This is a genomic window from Paraburkholderia piptadeniae (assembly GCF_900007165.1).
GTDB lineage: Bacteria > Pseudomonadota > Gammaproteobacteria > Burkholderiales > Burkholderiaceae > Paraburkholderia > Paraburkholderia piptadeniae.
This window is the reverse complement of the sequence record NZ_CYGY02000032.1, coordinates 269,404-284,942: the sequence shown is the minus strand read 5'-3', so window position 1 is coordinate 284,942 and position 15,539 is coordinate 269,404. Positions and strand designations below refer to the sequence as shown.

14 protein-coding genes are annotated in these 15,539 nt (G+C 64.5%); 9 read left to right on the top strand and 5 right to left on the bottom strand.

The window, feature by feature from the left end:
• Positions 1-11: 11 nt before the first annotated feature.
• The 7 genes from BN2476_RS17850 to iscX all read left to right on the top strand — a co-directional run bounded on the left by BN2476_RS17850 (position 12) and on the right by iscX (position 5,530).
• Positions 12-1,235 carry an IscS subfamily cysteine desulfurase gene (locus BN2476_RS17850; RefSeq protein WP_087735481.1) on the top strand — a complete coding sequence of 408 codons (1,224 nt, stop codon included), beginning with the start codon at positions 12-14 and terminating at the stop codon, positions 1,233-1,235.
• Positions 1,236-1,292: 57 nt separating this feature from the next.
• Positions 1,293-1,709 (top strand): Fe-S cluster assembly scaffold IscU, encoded by a 417-nt coding sequence (gene iscU / locus BN2476_RS17845; RefSeq protein WP_087735480.1) that lies wholly within the window; start codon positions 1,293-1,295, stop codon positions 1,707-1,709.
• A gap of 149 nt (positions 1,710-1,858) precedes the next feature.
• Positions 1,859-2,182 (top strand): iron-sulfur cluster assembly protein IscA, encoded by a 324-nt coding sequence (iscA, locus tag BN2476_RS17840; protein ID WP_013588922.1) that lies wholly within the window; start codon positions 1,859-1,861, stop codon positions 2,180-2,182.
• A 115-nt stretch (positions 2,183-2,297) separates the two neighbouring features.
• A complete protein-coding gene (gene hscB, locus BN2476_RS17835) occupies positions 2,298-2,825 on the top strand; it encodes a Fe-S protein assembly co-chaperone HscB (RefSeq protein ID WP_087735479.1) in 528 nt (175 codons plus the stop codon).
• A gap of 91 nt (positions 2,826-2,916) precedes the next feature.
• Positions 2,917-4,788: a Fe-S protein assembly chaperone HscA gene (gene hscA / locus BN2476_RS17830; RefSeq protein WP_087735478.1), complete on the top strand. Its 1,872-nt coding sequence runs from the start codon at positions 2,917-2,919 to the stop codon at positions 4,786-4,788.
• A gap of 187 nt (positions 4,789-4,975) precedes the next feature.
• Complete coding sequence (fdx, locus tag BN2476_RS17825) at positions 4,976-5,317, top strand: ISC system 2Fe-2S type ferredoxin (protein WP_087735477.1); 342 nt, start codon at positions 4,976-4,978, stop codon at positions 5,315-5,317.
• A gap of 15 nt (positions 5,318-5,332) precedes the next feature.
• Complete coding sequence (iscX, locus tag BN2476_RS17820) at positions 5,333-5,530, top strand: Fe-S cluster assembly protein IscX (protein WP_087735476.1); 198 nt, start codon at positions 5,333-5,335, stop codon at positions 5,528-5,530.
• 113 nt (positions 5,531-5,643) lie between these two features.
• Here iscX and BN2476_RS17815 read toward each other — a convergent pair whose 3' ends face one another.
• From BN2476_RS17815 to BN2476_RS17790, 5 genes are all read right to left on the bottom strand, one after another.
• Positions 5,644-6,417 carry a glycine zipper 2TM domain-containing protein gene (locus BN2476_RS17815; RefSeq protein WP_087735475.1) on the bottom strand — a complete coding sequence of 258 codons (774 nt, stop codon included), beginning with the start codon at positions 6,415-6,417 and terminating at the stop codon, positions 5,644-5,646.
• Positions 6,418-6,793: 376 nt separating this feature from the next.
• Positions 6,794-8,335, bottom strand: a complete 1,542-nt coding sequence (lysS, locus tag BN2476_RS17810; RefSeq protein WP_087735474.1) for a lysine--tRNA ligase — start codon at positions 8,333-8,335, stop codon at positions 6,794-6,796.
• Between the two features lie 103 nt (positions 8,336-8,438).
• A protein-coding gene (gene prfB, locus BN2476_RS17805; protein ID WP_143810984.1) for a peptide chain release factor 2 occupies positions 8,439-9,543 on the bottom strand; the annotation gives its coding sequence in 2 pieces (ribosomal slippage) (positions 8,439-9,461 and positions 9,463-9,543; 1,104 coding nt in all).
• An 820-nt stretch (positions 9,544-10,363) separates the two neighbouring features.
• The gene (recJ, locus tag BN2476_RS17795; protein WP_087735472.1) at positions 10,364-12,070 is read right to left on the bottom strand and encodes a single-stranded-DNA-specific exonuclease RecJ; all 1,707 of its coding nucleotides are present in this window, start codon (positions 12,068-12,070) and stop codon (positions 10,364-10,366) included.
• A gap of 46 nt (positions 12,071-12,116) precedes the next feature.
• A complete protein-coding gene (locus tag BN2476_RS17790) occupies positions 12,117-13,217 on the bottom strand; it encodes a regulator (protein ID WP_087735471.1) in 1,101 nt (366 codons plus the stop codon).
• 309 nt (positions 13,218-13,526) lie between these two features.
• Here BN2476_RS17790 and BN2476_RS17780 point away from each other — a divergent pair, with 309 nt between their 5' ends.
• Together BN2476_RS17780 and lolD are read left to right on the top strand one after the other, a co-directional pair.
• A complete protein-coding gene (locus BN2476_RS17780; protein WP_087735532.1) occupies positions 13,527-14,780 on the top strand; it encodes a lipoprotein-releasing ABC transporter permease subunit in 1,254 nt (417 codons plus the stop codon).
• Positions 14,773-15,528, top strand: a complete 756-nt coding sequence (lolD, locus tag BN2476_RS17775) for a lipoprotein-releasing ABC transporter ATP-binding protein LolD (RefSeq protein ID WP_087735469.1) — start codon at positions 14,773-14,775, stop codon at positions 15,526-15,528. The genes BN2476_RS17780 and lolD overlap by 8 nt, the downstream gene beginning before the upstream one ends.
• Positions 15,529-15,539: the final 11 nt, after the last annotated feature.

The following is a 15,539-nucleotide window of genomic DNA, read 5'->3' as shown; positions in this document are numbered from 1 at the left end:
CGGAGCGATTGATGAATAACGACATTCCCCACCTGCCCATTTACATGGACTACAGCGCGACGACGCCTGTCGATCCGCGCGTGGTGGACAAGATGATTCCGTATCTGCGCGAGCAGTTCGGCAACCCGGCGTCGCGCAGCCACGCGTACGGCTGGGACGCGGAGCGTGCCGTCGAGGAAGCGCGCGAGAACGTCGCGGCGCTCGTCAACGCCGACCCGCGCGAAATCATCTGGACGTCGGGCGCGACGGAATCGGACAACCTCGCGATCAAGGGCGCTGCGCACTTCTACAAGACGAAGGGCAAGCATGTGATCACGGTGAAGACCGAGCACAAGGCCGTGCTCGACACCTGCCGCGAGCTCGAGCGCGAAGGCTTCGAAGTGACGTATCTGGACGTGAAGGACGACGGCCTGGTCGATCTGGAAGTGTTCAAGGCAGCGCTGCGCCCGGACACGATTCTGGTGTCGGTGATGCACGTGAACAACGAGATCGGCGTCATTCAGGAGATCGAGACGATCGGCGAGATCTGCCGCGAGAAGGGCATCATTTTCCACGTCGACGCAGCGCAGGCGACGGGCAAGGTCGAAATCGACCTGCAGAAGCTGAAGGTCGACCTGATGTCGTTCTCGGCGCACAAGACGTATGGCCCGAAGGGCATCGGCGCGCTGTATGTGCGCCGCAAGCCGCGCGTGCGCATCGAAGCGCAGATGCACGGCGGCGGCCACGAGCGTGGCATGCGCTCGGGCACGCTGGCGACGCACCAGATCGTCGGTATGGGTGAAGCGTTCCGCATCGCGCGCGAAGAAATGGCGACCGAAAACGAACGCGTCCGCATGCTGCGCGACAAGCTGCTGCGCGGGCTGCAAGAGATCGAGGAAACGTATGTGAACGGCGACATGGAACAGCGTGTGCCGCACAACCTGAACATCAGCTTCAACTTCGTCGAAGGCGAGTCGCTGATCATGGCGGTGAAGGATGTCGCGGTGTCGTCGGGCTCGGCGTGCACGTCGGCTTCGCTGGAGCCGTCGTATGTGTTGCGCGCGCTCGGCCGCAACGACGAGCTGGCTCACAGCTCGATCCGCTTCACGGTTGGCCGCTTCACGACGGAACAGGACGTCGATTATGTGATCAACCTGCTGAAGAGCAAGATCGCGAAGCTGCGCGATCTGTCGCCGCTGTGGGAAATGCACAAGGACGGCATCGATCTGTCGACGATCCAGTGGGCCGCGCACTGAGCGCGCCCGAATCAGTCGATCACGAACGCAGGTTGAATCGAATCAAGGAGTGACAACATGGCATATAGCGACAAGGTTCTGGACCACTACGAAAACCCGCGCAACGTCGGCTCGTTCGCGAAAGACGACGATACCGTCGGTACGGGCATGGTCGGCGCGCCGGCTTGTGGCGACGTGATGAAGCTGCAGATCCGCGTTGGCGCGGACGGCGTCATCGAGGACGCGAAGTTCAAGACGTACGGCTGCGGTTCGGCCATCGCGTCGAGCTCGCTCGTCACGGAATGGGTGAAGGGCAAGACGCTCGATCAGGCGCTCACGATCAAGAACACGCAGATCGCCGAAGAACTGGCGCTGCCTCCGGTAAAGATCCACTGCTCGATTCTCGCGGAAGACGCGATCAAGGCAGCGGTTGCCGACTACAAGCAGCGTCATGGCGAAACGGCTGGCGCAGCGAGCGCCGAGCAGTCGGCGTAAGCACGCATTGCGCGTGGCTTTGAGCGCGATAGTGGCGCGGCGTGGCGATCGATCCTTGAAATCGTCGCCCGCCGGAACGATTTGAGATGCAGGCAGGGTCGCGACACGGGTCGTGAGAAACGACGGCGTGCCGCACATAGAGAAACGCTATGGCAATTACGTTGACCGAAAAGGCAGCACAACACGTCCAGAAATATCTGACCCGACGCGGCAAGGGCGTCGGACTGCGGCTCGGTGTGCGCACGACGGGTTGCTCGGGCCTCGCATACAAGCTCGAGTACGTCGATGAACTCGCACCTGAAGACCAGGTGTTCGAATGCAATGGCGTGAAGATCGTGGTCGACCCGAAGAGCCTCGCCTATATCGACGGGACCGAGCTCGACTTCGCGCGCGAAGGGCTGAATGAAGGCTTCAAGTTCAACAATCCGAACGTGAAGGACGAATGCGGCTGCGGCGAATCGTTCCGCGTGTAAGCGCGCGGATTACGCGGAAAAGGCGGCCTGTGCCGCCTTTTTTCAATTTCGCCATGAACATCGCAAGATGCCTGCCTGACCTTCGCCACGCGCTTTCGACGGACAAACCAAACTGATGGCCTCGCTGAACGACAGTCACTTCAAACTCTTCGATCTGCCCGAGCAGTTCGTGCTCGACGCTTCCGCGCTCGACCACGCGTACCGCACGGTGCAGGCGCAGGTGCATCCCGACCGCTTCGCCGCGGCGGGCGACGCGCAGAAGCGCATCGCGATGCAATGGGCGACGCGCACGAACGAGGCGTATCAGACGCTGCGTGATCCGCTCAGGCGCGCGCGCTATCTGCTGTCGCTGCGCGGCGTCGACGTCGGCGCGGAGAACAACACGGCGATGGAGCCGGCATTCCTGATGCAGCAGATGGAATGGCGCGAGAGCATCGAGGACGCGTCGGCGGCGAAGAATGTCGATGCGCTCGACGCGCTGCTCGCGGAACTGCGCGACGAAGAGAAGGTGCGCTTCGCGAAGCTGGCCGCGTTGCTCGACAGCGGCTCGAACCAGGCGGCAGGCGAAGCGGTGCGACAACTGATGTTCATCGAGCGCGTGGCGTCGGAGATCGGCACGCAGATCGAACGACTCGAAAACTAGCGCGGCGCGTAGACAACACGCGAACCGACATGATCAGGACTGGGGCATGATCGATCACGATCGACCCCGACGGACCCGAAGAAGATTCCAGATGGCCTTACTGCAAATTTCCGAACCCGGCATGGCGCCCGCGCCGCATCAGCGGCGACTCGCCGTCGGCATCGACCTCGGCACCACCAACTCTCTCGTCGCGGCGGTGCGCAGCGGCGTGCCCGACGTTTTGCCCGATGACGACGGCCACTATCTGCTGCCCTCCGTCGTGCGGTATCTGGAGAAGGGCGGCCGGCGCATCGGGCGCGTGGCGAAAGCGGAAGCCGTCACCGATCCGCGCAACACGATCGTCTCCGTCAAGCGCTTCATGGGTCGCGGCAAGAGCGAAGTCGAGCACGCGGAAAACGCGCCGTACGATTTCGTCGACGCGCCGGGCATGGTGCAGATCCGCACTGTCGACGGCGTGAAGAGTCCCGTCGAAGTGTCGGCGGAAATTCTCGCGACGCTGCGCTATCGCGCCGAAGACACGCTCGGCGACGAACTCGTCGGTGCCGTCATCACGGTGCCCGCGTATTTCGACGAAGCGCAGCGCCAGGCGACCAAGGATGCCGCGCGTCTTGCCGGTCTCAACGTGCTGCGTCTCTTGAACGAGCCGACGGCGGCCGCGATTGCGTACGGTCTCGATAACGGCGCCGAAGGCCTGTACGCGGTGTATGACCTCGGCGGCGGCACGTTCGATCTGTCGATCCTGAAGCTGACAAAGGGCGTTTTCGAAGTGCTCGCGGCGGGCGGCGATTCGGCGCTCGGTGGCGACGACTTCGATCACGCGTTGTATCGCCACGTGCTGGAAAAGGCTAATGTCGCGGCGAAGTCGCTGACGCCCGAAGACGTGCGCCAGTTGCTCGACACGGTGCGCGAAGCGAAGGAGGCGCTGTCGTCGGCGCCGGGCACGACCGTCCAGGTCACGCTCGCGAGCGGTGCGAAGATCGACGTCGCGGTCGACGAGGCGACGTTCGAAACGATCACGCAGGCGCTCGTGCAGCGCACGCTCGGGCCCACGAAAAAAGCGCTGCGCGATGCGAAAGTGACGCCCGCCGACATCAAGGGTGTCGTGCTGGTCGGCGGCGCGACGCGCATGCCCGTGATTCGCCGCGCCGTCGAAAGCTTCTTCGGTCAGCCGCCATTGACGAATCTCGACCCCGACCAGGTCGTGGCGCTCGGCGCCGCGATTCAGGCCGATCTGCTCGCGGGCAACCGTGGCGCCGACGGCGACGACTGGCTGCTGCTCGACGTGATCCCGCTGTCGCTGGGCGTCGAAACGATGGGCGGGCTCGCCGAGAAAATCATTCCGCGCAACTCGACGATTCCGACCGCGCGTGCGCAGGAATTCACGACCTTCAAGGACGGCCAGACGGCGATGGCGATTCACGTCGTCCAGGGCGAACGCGAACTCGTGTCGGATTGCCGTTCGCTCGCGCGCTTCGAGCTGCGCGGCATTCCGCCGATGGCGGCGGGCGCGGCGCGCATCCGCGTCACCTATCAGGTGGATGCTGACGGGCTGCTGTCCGTGTTCGCGCGCGAGCAGCATTCGGGCGTGGAGGCGTCGGTGGTCGTGAAGCCGTCGTACGGTCTTGCCGACGACGACGTCGCTCGCATGCTCGAAGACAGCTTCCAGACGGCGGAAGTCGATATGCGTGCCCGTGCGTTGCGCGAGGCGCAGGTCGAAGCGCAGCGTCTGATCGAAGCGACGGAAGTGGCGCTTGCCGCCGACGGCGAGTTGCTCGACGCCGACGAGCGCGCGACGCTCGTCGGCCTCGTCGAGGCGCTGCGCAAGGTCGCGCCGGGCGATGACGTCGACGCGATCGAAACGGCGACGAAGACGCTCGCCGAGGGCACCGACGAATTCGCCGCGCGACGGATGGACAAGAGCATTCGCCGCGCTCTCGCGGGCCGCAAGCTCGACGAGATTTGACATCGCGTATTGACGGCAAGGCGAGGCATCGATACGCGCTTGGCGCAATGAGTGCGATGCAGTGAAAACGCGATTCACGCATCGCCGCAGAATCACGCAGTGCGTGCCAAAAACGGCCGCGCGATTAGTAAAATGGTACGGTGCCTGAAGGGCGGCGTCCGTGCCCCACAGACCAAACGGAATTTGTATGCCTCAAATCGTTGTGCTGCCTCACGTCGAACTGTGTCCGGACGGCGCGGTCATCGACGCCGTGCCGGGTAAGAGTGTCTGCGACAATCTGCTCGACAACGGCATCGAGATCGAGCATGCGTGCGAGAAGTCCTGCGCGTGCACGACGTGTCACGTGATCGTGCGTGAGGGCTTCAACGCGCTGGAACCGTCGGAAGAAGACGAGGACGATCTGCTCGACAAGGCATGGGGTCTCGAGCGCGAGTCGCGGTTGTCGTGCCAGGCGATCATGCCGGGGGACGACGATCTCGTTGTCGAGATTCCGCGTTATTCGATCAACCACGCGAAGGAAAATCACTAACAGGAGCATGCAGCCATGAAGTGGACCGACACGCAAGACATCGCGATGGCCTTGACGGACAAGCATCCGGAAATCGACCCGCAACAGGTGCGCTTCACCGATCTTCACCGCTGGGTGATGGAGCTGGACGGCTTCGACGACGATCCAAACCGCTCGAGCGAAAAGATCCTCGAAGCGATTCAGGCAGCATGGATCGAAGACGCGGATTACTGAACGCGTTCTGTCCGTTGCTTGCCGTCTCAGGCGCGGCAAAAGAAAAGGCGACTCACGTGTGAGTCGCCTTTTTTCGTATGCGGCACGCGAATAGGGCGCGCGGATCGTCTCGCCTAGCCGGCCACCAGCGTGCCGTTCTGCACGCGCACGCGCTGGCCTTGCTGGAACGGCGGCGCCTCGTGATAGGTGAAGTAGCGCGTCTTGCCGTTCTCCATGCGTACGCGCACTGAGTAGCTGGTCGTGCTGCGCAGATGTTTTTCGACCGAATTGCCGGCGAGTCCGCCGCCGAGCGCGCCGAGCAGCGTCATCGCCGTGCGGCCGTTGCCGCTGCCGAACTGGTTGCCGACGACACCGCCCGCTACCGCGCCGCCGACGGCACCAAGGCCCGTGCCATGCCCTTCCTGACGCACGGCCGAGATAGCGACGACCGTGCCGCAAGTCGAGCAATGGGCCGGTTGCGCTGGCTGTTGCGGCGCATATTGCTGCTGCGGTTGCTGCGCGTACTGCGGCTGTTGCGCGTATTGCGGGCTCGTCGGCGCCGGCGCGCGCGGGGCCTGCTCGGCCTGTTGCGCCTGCTGGGCTTGTTGCTGGGCCGCCTGCTGTTCAGCGGCTTGCTGCTCAGCCGCCTGTTGTTGAGCGGCGGCTTGCGGCTGTGGCTGCGCGGGCAGACGGGCCGGCTGCGCGGTATCGACGACAGGTTGCTGCTGCTGCGTGACGGCAGCCGATTGCGTCTGATCGTTGACCGCGCCGTTGCTCGACGCCTTCGGGAACAATCCCGTCACGGCTGCCGTGGCAGCGAGACTGGCGATGATGACGGCGCCCGCCGCCACCGCAATGAGCGGGTGAAGACGGCGCGGGGAAGTTTGCGGGTTGTTCGGATTGTTCATGGTGATTGGCCTCCGTCCGGACAGAGTTGCCCTTCGAGACTCAGGTGAGGCATAGGATGCGCCAAAAGGCCCAGCCCTAAGTGTCGGACACGCCATTCGTGCCGGGGTTTCAATTTGTAACGTTAGAAGCGCGCAGTATTTGCGCGCATGACATGCAAGAAGTGCACCGAGCGGCGCCATCGGCGTCGTCCGTGCGTTTCAGCAGGCTCTGAAGAAACGGGCGAACGCTGGCGTCGCGCAGCTTTTACCGATGGTTACAAACGACCGGTCGGCGTCGGCAAGAAAGGGTAGTGAGGCGAGGGGAGCGCGCACGGCCAGAGAACACTGGCCGTGCGCGAATGCCGCTATGCGGGACAAGGGCGAGATAGCGTCGCGATCAGTCTTCGCGGCGCAGATGCGGGAAGAGAATGACGTCGCGGATGCTCGGGCTGTCGGTGAGCAGCATCACCAGACGGTCGATGCCGATGCCGCAGCCACCCGCGGGCGGCATGCCGTATTCGAGCGCGCGGATATAGTCGGCGTCGTAGTACATGGCTTCCTCGTCGCCGGCGTCCTTCTGGTCGACCTGCTTCTTGAAGCGCGCAGCCTGGTCTTCCGGATCGTTCAGTTCCGAGAAGCCGTTGGCGATTTCGCGGCCCGTGACGAACAGCTCGAAACGCTCGGTGATGCCTTCGACGCTATCCGATGCGCGCGCGAGCGGCGACACTTCGATGGGGTAATCGATGATGAACGTCGGCTCCCACAGTTGCGATTCCGCCGTTTCCTCGAAGAGCGCCAGTTGCAGCGCGCCCGTGCCCGCATTCAGGAATTGCGGCTGCTTCGTGTCGACACCGAACTTCTTCAGTTCCGTGCGCAGGAACGCGCCGTCCGTCAGTTGCGCGTCCGTGTACTGCGGCGCGTATTTCTGGATTGCCTGCGTGATCGTCAGCCGATGGAACGGCTTCGACAGATCCAGCTCGCGGCCCTGATACGCGATCGTCGCGGTGCCGAGCGCGTCGACGGCGGCCTGGCGGATCAGTTGCTCGGTGAAATCCATCAGCCACTTGTAGTCGGTGTAAGCGGCGTAGAACTCCATCATCGTGAATTCCGGATTGTGACGCGGCGACACGCCCTCGTTACGGAAATTCCGGTTGATCTCGAACACGCGCTCGAAGCCGCCGACCACCAGCCGCTTCAGGTACAGTTCGGGCGCGATGCGCAGGAACATCTGCATGTCGAGCGCATTGTGGTGCGTGACGAACGGCTTTGCCGCCGCGCCGCCCGGAATCGGGTGCAGCATCGGCGTTTCGACTTCCATGAAGTTCGCGTCGGACATGAATTTGCGGATCGACGACACCGCCTTCGTGCGCGCGACGAAGGTCTTGCGCGCTTCCGGCGTGACGATCAGATCGACGTAGCGCTGGCGATAGCGCATTTCCTGGTCCGCGAGACCGTGGAACTTGTCCGGCAGCGGGCGAAGCGCCTTCGACAGCAGACGCAGTTCCGTGCAGCGCACGGACAGCTCGCCCTTGTTCGTGCGGAACAGCACGCCCTTCGCCGCGACGATGTCGCCCAGGTCCCATTTCTTGAAGGCTTCGTACGTCGCTTCGCCGACGTCGGCGGGCGTGATGAAGAACTGGATCTGGCCCGAACCGTCGCGCACCGTCGCGAAGCTCGCCTTGCCCATCACGCGTTTGAGCATCATGCGGCCGGCCAGCGCGACTTGCAGCGCCTGCGCTTCGAGCGCGTCCTTGTCGGTGTCCGCGAATCTGGATTGCAGATCGGCGGCGTGATGGGTCGGACGGAAGTCGTTCGGATAGGCGACGCCTTGTTCGCGCAGCGCGCGCAGCTTTTCGCGGCGCTCGGCGATGATCTGGTTGTCGTCCAACTCGGCGACGGCGTTCAGCGGGGCCGCATTCGGCTGGGTCGGTTCGGTCATGGTGATGATGGTCGGTGTTCGGTGCCTCGTGCGCGCCTTCATGGCGTGGGCGCACGGGCGGTCAAAAAATCTGGCGCGGCGGAATGCGCCGCGCCCGTTGCGCTCAGATGCCCTGTTTCAGGCTCGCGCTGATGAACGCGTCAAGATCGCCGTCGAGCACGCTCTTCGTGTTGCTGATTTCGACGTTGGTGCGCAGATCCTTGATGCGGCTGTTGTCGAGCACGTACGAACGGATCTGGTGGCCCCAGCCCACGTCCGACTTGCCCGCTTCGAGCTTGTCCTGCTCCGACTGACGCTTGCGCATTTCGGCTTCGTACAGGCGCGACTTCAGCATCGCCATCGCTTCGGCGCGGTTGCGGTGCTGCGAGCGGTCGTTCTGGCACTGCACGACGATGCCCGACGGGATGTGCGTGATACGCACGGCGGAGTCGGTCTTGTTGATGTGCTGACCGCCTGCACCCGAAGCGCGGTATGTGTCGATGCGCAGATCGGCCGGATTGACTTCGATCTCGAACGACTCGTCGATTTCCGGATACACGAACACCGACGAGAACGACGTGTGACGGCCGCCCGACGAGTCGAACGGCGATTTGCGCACGAGGCGGTGAATGCCTGTTTCAGTGCGCAGGAAGCCGTATGCGTATTCGCCTTCGACCTTGATCGTCGCGCTCTTGATGCCGGCGACGTCGCCTTCCGATTCTTCGAGCACTTCGGCCTTGAAGCCCTTGCGTTCGCAGTAGCGCAGATACTGGCGCAGCAGCATCGACGCCCAGTCGCACGCTTCCGTGCCGCCGGCGCCTGCCTGGATGTCGATGAACGCGTTGTTCGGGTCGGCCGGATTCGAGAACATCCGGCGGAACTCCATGTCTTCGATGCGCGCCGTCAGCTTCGTGGCGTCTTCTTCGCACGCGACGAGCGTGTCCTCGTCGTTTTCCTCGCGCGCCATGTCGAAGAGATCCTTCGTGTCGCGCAGGTCGTTATCGAGCGAGCCCAGCACCTCGACGACGCCTTCGAGCAGCTTCTTTTCCTTACCGAGCGCCTGCGCGTGCTGCGAGTCGTTCCAGACGTTCGGGTCTTCGAGTTCCTTGTTGACTTCGATCAGCCGTACTGCCTTGGCATCGTAGTCAAAGATACCCCCGTAGCTCGCCCGCGCGCGTGCGCAGGTCGGCCAGAGAGGCTTCGATCGCGTTGAGACGTTCCGCTTCCATGTCGGTGTTCTACTTCGTAAAAAGGAGAAATTATAGGGTTGAGGTTTGCGACAGCCTTTGTGCCGGTTTGCTTTGCCCTGCGCTGGCATCCGCGATGCGCCTCGCGGCGCGGGCGTTGCCCCTGTGCGGGGCGGCACCTACTTTTCTTTGCAGCGGCAAAGAAAAGTAGGCAAAAGAAAGCCGCTCGCACCGCCAGTGCTTGACCTTTACCCACGGGCTCTCAGCGTCCCCACACTTCGCGCGGCAGCTCGCTGGTCCGCCTTCGTTGCCAGCGTACTGATCAAACGCCTCACCCGCTTCATAAACACGCGTCGCGGCCCGCGACATCGAACGTTCCCGCGCCCCTTTGCGGCAAACTTTGTGTAGGCCTTCGCGCCACACGGGACACCGTCGCTACGCAATGCCGCTACAAGTGCGGGCGGCGTCCTGTACGACACAGCAACCGCATTCACTACCGGCATGCGGCTCTGGAACGTTCGATACCCTTGGCCGTGCCACACGTGCATGAAGCGGGTGAGGCGTTTAGCCGGAGCGTTGGCGACGAACATAGGCCAGCACACTGCCGCGTGAAACACGGGGACGTTGAGAGCCCGTGGGTAAACGTCAAGCACTGGCGGTGTGAGCCCGCTTTCTTTGCTTACTTTCTTTGCGGCGGCAAAGAAAGTGAGTGCCGCCCCGCACAGGGGCAACGCCCGCGCCGCGAGGCGCAATGCGGATGCTAGCGGCAAGCCAGGCAAACCACAAAAGAAAGGCCGTCGCAGACCTTTCCGCCAAAACCGAAATTATAACGGATCATCGCGCCAGAGACGGCGCCATCCGCCTACAACACCGCGTGCTCAACGATCAACTGCACCCGCGATACCCCATTCCACGTATCCGCCGACAGCCGATAGGCGACCGTCGTCCGCGCAGGCAACGGCTGCGTATGGTTGAACCAGATCGCGCTGAAGCGCTGCCGGCCGCGCATCAGTTGCAGCTTCAGGTGCTTGTCCTTCACCAGCGCCTGCGACATCACATCGAACTCGCCCGAGAAAACGGGCGCCGGAAAGCCCTGTCCCCAGACGGCTGCATCGAGCATCTCGACGAATTGCGGCGTGAAGTACGCATCTTCGAGATCGCCGTCCGTCTCGACCGTGCGCGCAAGCACTTCTTCCGTCAGCCATTCGCGACCGACCTGCTCGAAGGCCGCCGTGAAGCGTGGGACATCCATTGCCGCGATCGTCAGGCCCGCCGCCATCGCGTGGCCGCCGAACTTCAGGATCAGCCCCGGTTCGCGCTTCGAGACGAGATCGAGCGCGTCGCGCAGATGGAAGCCCGGAATCGAGCGGCCCGAGCCTTTGACGGTTTCGCCGCTATCGTCGGCGGGCGCGAACGTGAAAGACGGCCGATGGAATTTTTCCTTCAGCCGTCCCGCGACGATGCCGATCACGCCCTGGTGCCAGGCCGCGTTGAAGAGCGTGATCGTCGTCGAGCCGGCGGGATCGACCGTCGACAGATCGTCGAGCGCCTGCTGCTGCATGCCCGCTTCGATTTCGCGCCGCTCGCGGTTCATTGCGTCGAGCTGCTGCGCGAGTTCCCACGCGCGTCCGACGTCGTCCGTGGACAGGCATTCGATGCCCAGCGACATATCCGACAGCCGTCCCGCCGCATTCAGACGCGGCCCGAGCGCGAAGCCGAGATCGAAGCCCGACGCGCTGCGCGCATCGCGGCCTGCCGCTCGAAAGAGGGCGGCGATGCCCGGCTGCATGCGTCCGTTGCGGATGCGCTGCAAGCCTTGCGCGACCAGCACGCGATTGTTGCCGTCGAGCTTCACGACATCGGCGACCGTGCCGAGCGCGACGAGATCGAGCAGGCCGTCGAGGCGCGGCTCCGGGCGCGCGTCGCCGAACGCGCCGCGCCGGCGCAGTTCCGCGCGCAGCGCGAGCAGCACATAGAACATCACGCCGACGCCCGCCATGCACTTGCTCGGAAACGTGCAGCCCGGCTGGTTCGGATTGACGATTGCGCGCGCGGGTGGCAGTTCGTCGCCGGGCAGGTGGTGATCGGTGACGAGCACGTCGATGCCGAGCGCGTTCGCCGCTTCGACGCCATCCACGCTCGCAATGCCGTTGTCGACGGTGATCAGCAGGTCGGGCTTGCCGCTTGGACGTTGCGCCGCCAGCGCGACGATCTCCGGCGTGAGGCCGTAGCCGTATTCGAAGCGGTTCGGCACGAGGTAGTCGATCTGCGCGCCGAACATCCGCAAGCCGCGCACAGCGACGGCGCAGGCCGTCGCGCCGTCGCAGTCGTAATCGGCGACGACCAGCATGCGGCGCTTGCCTTCGAGCGCATCGGCGAGCAGCGTCGCCGCCGTGTCGCAGCCTTTGAGCGACGCGGGCGGCGTGAGGCGGGCGAGGCCGGTTTCGATTTCATCGGGCAGGCACACGCCGCGCGACGCGTACAGGCGCGCGAGGACGGGATGCAGGCCGTGGCGGATCAGGGCTTCGGCGTCGGCGGGAGAGCAGGCGCGCGTAACGATTCGAGTCATGCGGCAAGACCAGGAAGAAGCGCAGAAGAGTACGCAAAAAAACGGTTCATTCGATAAAGAGCGACGCGAAAAGACGCCGCCGCCAGAATTTGCGCAGATCGCCGCGCGTGATCGCGAGCGTCACCGAGCCGGTGTCGCCGCACAGCGTGAGACCGAGTTCGCCGAGTTGGCCTGCTTGCAGCGCATTCAGCGCGGGCGCGAACCAGTCGCGCTCTAGCGTGGCGAATACGTCGTTCCAGCGACCCCAGTCCTGCTCGATGAACGGCGCGGAGAACGGATCGAGTTCGATCAGCGTGGCGGCTGCACTGCCGTTGGCGCCATTTGCGCGCCAGGCGTCGAAGGATGCGGGCGGCGCGTCGGTCACCGCTTTTGCCGCGAGCGCGAGGCCGCGCGTCGCCGCCGCATCCGACAGCACGCGCGTAAAGCCGCTCTTGACCGGCTGCGCCGCACCCTGCGCATGGAACCAGATCGAGTTGACGGCGGGCAGCCCGCGCGCCTCGCGCGCTTCGTTCACCGGGTGCTCGAACCAGGCCATCTGCACTTCGTTCTGCAGTTTCATCCACGCGCGCGAGCGCTCGCCCGTGTGCGCTTCGTGCGGCAGCCAGATTTCGATGTTGCGGCCGCTCGCGCGCAGCGGCGACGCGCCCGCCAGCGTGCCGAACGCCTCGCTCGACAAATACCAGCGCGACGGCTGCGGCGCTTCGATGCGCACGCCGAGTTCCTCGATCAGCGGTCGCGCGACGCCGAGCAGCGTGCGCGCGTCGTCGTCGGTCAGTTCCAGCGACGCGGGGTCGATCAGCACCAGATGGTCGTGCGCGATCCTCACATGCACGGGCTGCACGCAGGCCCACGTCGCGTCACCCGGATTGCCGCCGTCGGCGAGCAGCATGTACGGCGCGAGCGGCGCCTCGTCGGCCGCGGCCGTTCCCGCGGGCACCGCGCCGAAGCTGCGCGCGACCCAGCGCTCGTGCGGCAGCGTGCGCTGGAAGTCCTCGCCGATCACGCGCTCGACGAGCGTCGCGCGGGCGACCAGTTTGTCGAGAGCCCGGATGTCGAGGGAATGCAGCGCGGTGGAGGCATCGGCCGCGGCGGGCAGCGCGAAGGGCAGGAGGAGGTGCAGTCGGTTGGCGTTCATGATGCTGCGCATTGTATGGCAAACTTCGCCCCGTTGATCCGCGATGGCGGGGAACGGAAACGGCGACTTGTGCGCCAATGCGTACGATTCGCGCAATGATTGGGCGACCCGGCGCGTGGCGTTGGAATCGGGCACGACCCGGCACAATCCGGCACCGTGCATGCGTCGCATGAGGAAGCGGCCGCAAGCCTCGTTCTGGAACCATCGGCCGTCATTCGCGCCCAATCGACACGGCTTTCGCGCTTGCACAGCGGATTTTCCGCACGGCGCACGAAGGCCTCGCCCATGCAGAACAGCGCAAGCGCGCTGAAAAGGACTCGCTTGAAACTTCCATACGAATGGCAGATTGGCTGGCGCTACACGCGCGCCGGCAAACGCACCACGGGTAACGGCTTCATCTCGTTCATCGCGCTCGTGTCGATGTCGGGCATCGCGCTCGGCGTGGCCGCGCTGATCGTCGTGTTGTCGGTGATGAACGGCTTCCAGAGGGAGGTGCGCGACCGCATGCTGTCGGTGCTCGCGCACGTCGAAATCTTTTCGCCGACCGGCTCGATGCCGGACTGGCAACTGACCGCGAAGGAGGCGAAGCTGAACAAGGAAGTGATCGGCGCCGCGCCCTATGTCGAGGCGCAGGCGCTGCTGACGCGCCAGGACGCCGTGAGCGGCGTCGCGCTGCGCGGCGTCGAGCCGTCGCTGGAACCGGAAGTGTCGGACATCGGCAAGGAGATGAAGGCGGGCAGCCTGAACGAACTGAAGCCCGGCGAATTCGGCATCGTGCTCGGCGCGGATCTCGCGGCGAACCTCGGCGTGATGACGGGCGACAAGATCACGCTCGTCGCGCCCGAAGGCTCGATGACGCCGGCGGGCATGCTGCCACGCCTGAAGCAGTTCACTGTGGTCGGCATCTTCGAGTCCGGTCACTACGAGTACGACAGCACGCTCGCGCTCGTCGACATCAAGGACGCGCAGGCGCTCTTCCGTCTGCCCGCGCCGACAGGCGTGCGGCTGCGGCTCAAGGACATGCAGCGCGCGCCGGAAGTCGCGCATCAGCTGGCGCGCACGCTGTCCGGCGATCTCTACATCCGCGACTGGACCCAGCAGAACAAGACGTGGTTCTCGGCGGTGCAGATCGAAAAGCGCATGATGTTCATCATCCTCACGCTAATCATCGCGGTGGCGGCGTTCAACCTCGTCTCGTCGCTGGTGATGACGGTGACGAACAAGCAGGCCGATATCGCGATTCTGCGCACGCTCGGCGCGCAGCCAGGCTCGATCATGAAGATTTTCGTCGTGCAGGGCATGACGATCGGTTTCGTCGGCACGGGCATCGGCGTTGCGCTCGGCTGTCTGATCGCGTGGAGCATCCCGTGGCTCGTACCGATGATCGAGCACGTGCTCGGCGTGCAATTCCTGCCGCCGTCCGTGTACTTCATCAGCGAACTGCCGTCCGAGCTGGTCCCCGGCGATGTCGTCAAGATCGGCGTGATCGCGTTCGTGCTGTCGTGTCTCGCGACGCTGTATCCGAGCTGGCGTGGCGCCAAGGTCCGTCCGGCGGAGGCGCTGCGCTATGAATGATCGTCCCGACAAGAATCTGATGGCTACTGACGAGACGGGTCTGCACCCGGGTTTGCACCCTTACGTGCTCGAAGCGACGGGCATTTCGAAAGCGTTCATCCAGGGCGGCCTGAACGTACCCGTGTTGAACAACACGCAGCTGTCGGTGCGGCGCGGCGAGAAGCTCGCGATCGTCGGCGCTTCCGGCTCCGGCAAGAGCACGCTGCTGCATGTGCTCGGCGGACTCGACGACCCGAGCGCGGGCCACGTCGAAGTGATGGGCAAGCCGTTCACGAAGCTCTCCGAGCGCGAGCGCAACGATCTGCGCAACCGCGCGCTCGGTTTCGTCTATCAGTTCCATCACCTGCTGCCGGAGTTCAGCGCGCTCGACAACGTCGCGATGCCGCTGCGCATTCGCCGCATGACGACGGAGGACGCGCGTGCACAGGCACTTGGCATGCTCGAGCGCGTGGGGCTCGCGCATCGGGCGAAGCATCGTCCGGGCGAACTGTCGGGCGGCGAGCGCCAGCGCGTCGCGATTGCTCGCGCGCTGGTGACGAAGCCCGCCTGCGTGCTCGCCGACGAGCCGACGGGCAACCTCGACGGCGGCACGGCGGATACCGTGTTCAACCTGATGCTGGAACTGTCGAACACGCTATCGACGAGCTTCGTGATCGTCACGCACGATCCCGATCTGGCCGCGCGCTGCGACCGGACCTTGCGTCTGCGCGACGGCGTGCTGTACGAGGAGCCGACCGTTCCCGTCTGACGCCCGGCGTT

Coding starts and splice junctions, on each gene's coding strand:
- BN2476_RS17815 (WP_087735475.1), bottom strand. CDS start 6,417: ATGAACAATCCGAACAACCCGCAAACTTCCCCGCGCCGTCTTCACCCG.
- recJ (WP_087735472.1), bottom strand. CDS start 12,070: ATGACTCGAATCGTTACGCGCGCCTGCTCTCCCGCCGACGCCGAAGCC.
- hscA (WP_087735478.1), top strand. CDS start 2,917: ATGGCCTTACTGCAAATTTCCGAACCCGGCATGGCGCCCGCGCCGCAT.
- iscA (WP_013588922.1), top strand. CDS start 1,859: ATGGCAATTACGTTGACCGAAAAGGCAGCACAACACGTCCAGAAATAT.
- iscX (WP_087735476.1), top strand. CDS start 5,333: ATGAAGTGGACCGACACGCAAGACATCGCGATGGCCTTGACGGACAAG.
- fdx (WP_087735477.1), top strand. CDS start 4,976: ATGCCTCAAATCGTTGTGCTGCCTCACGTCGAACTGTGTCCGGACGGC.
- BN2476_RS17790 (WP_087735471.1), bottom strand. CDS start 13,217: ATGCGCAGCATCATGAACGCCAACCGACTGCACCTCCTCCTGCCCTTC.
- lolD (WP_087735469.1), top strand. CDS start 14,773: ATGAATGATCGTCCCGACAAGAATCTGATGGCTACTGACGAGACGGGT.
- BN2476_RS17850 (WP_087735481.1), top strand. CDS start 12: ATGAATAACGACATTCCCCACCTGCCCATTTACATGGACTACAGCGCG.
- lysS (WP_087735474.1), bottom strand. CDS start 8,335: ATGACCGAACCGACCCAGCCGAATGCGGCCCCGCTGAACGCCGTCGCC.
- iscU (WP_087735480.1), top strand. CDS start 1,293: ATGGCATATAGCGACAAGGTTCTGGACCACTACGAAAACCCGCGCAAC.
- hscB (WP_087735479.1), top strand. CDS start 2,298: ATGGCCTCGCTGAACGACAGTCACTTCAAACTCTTCGATCTGCCCGAG.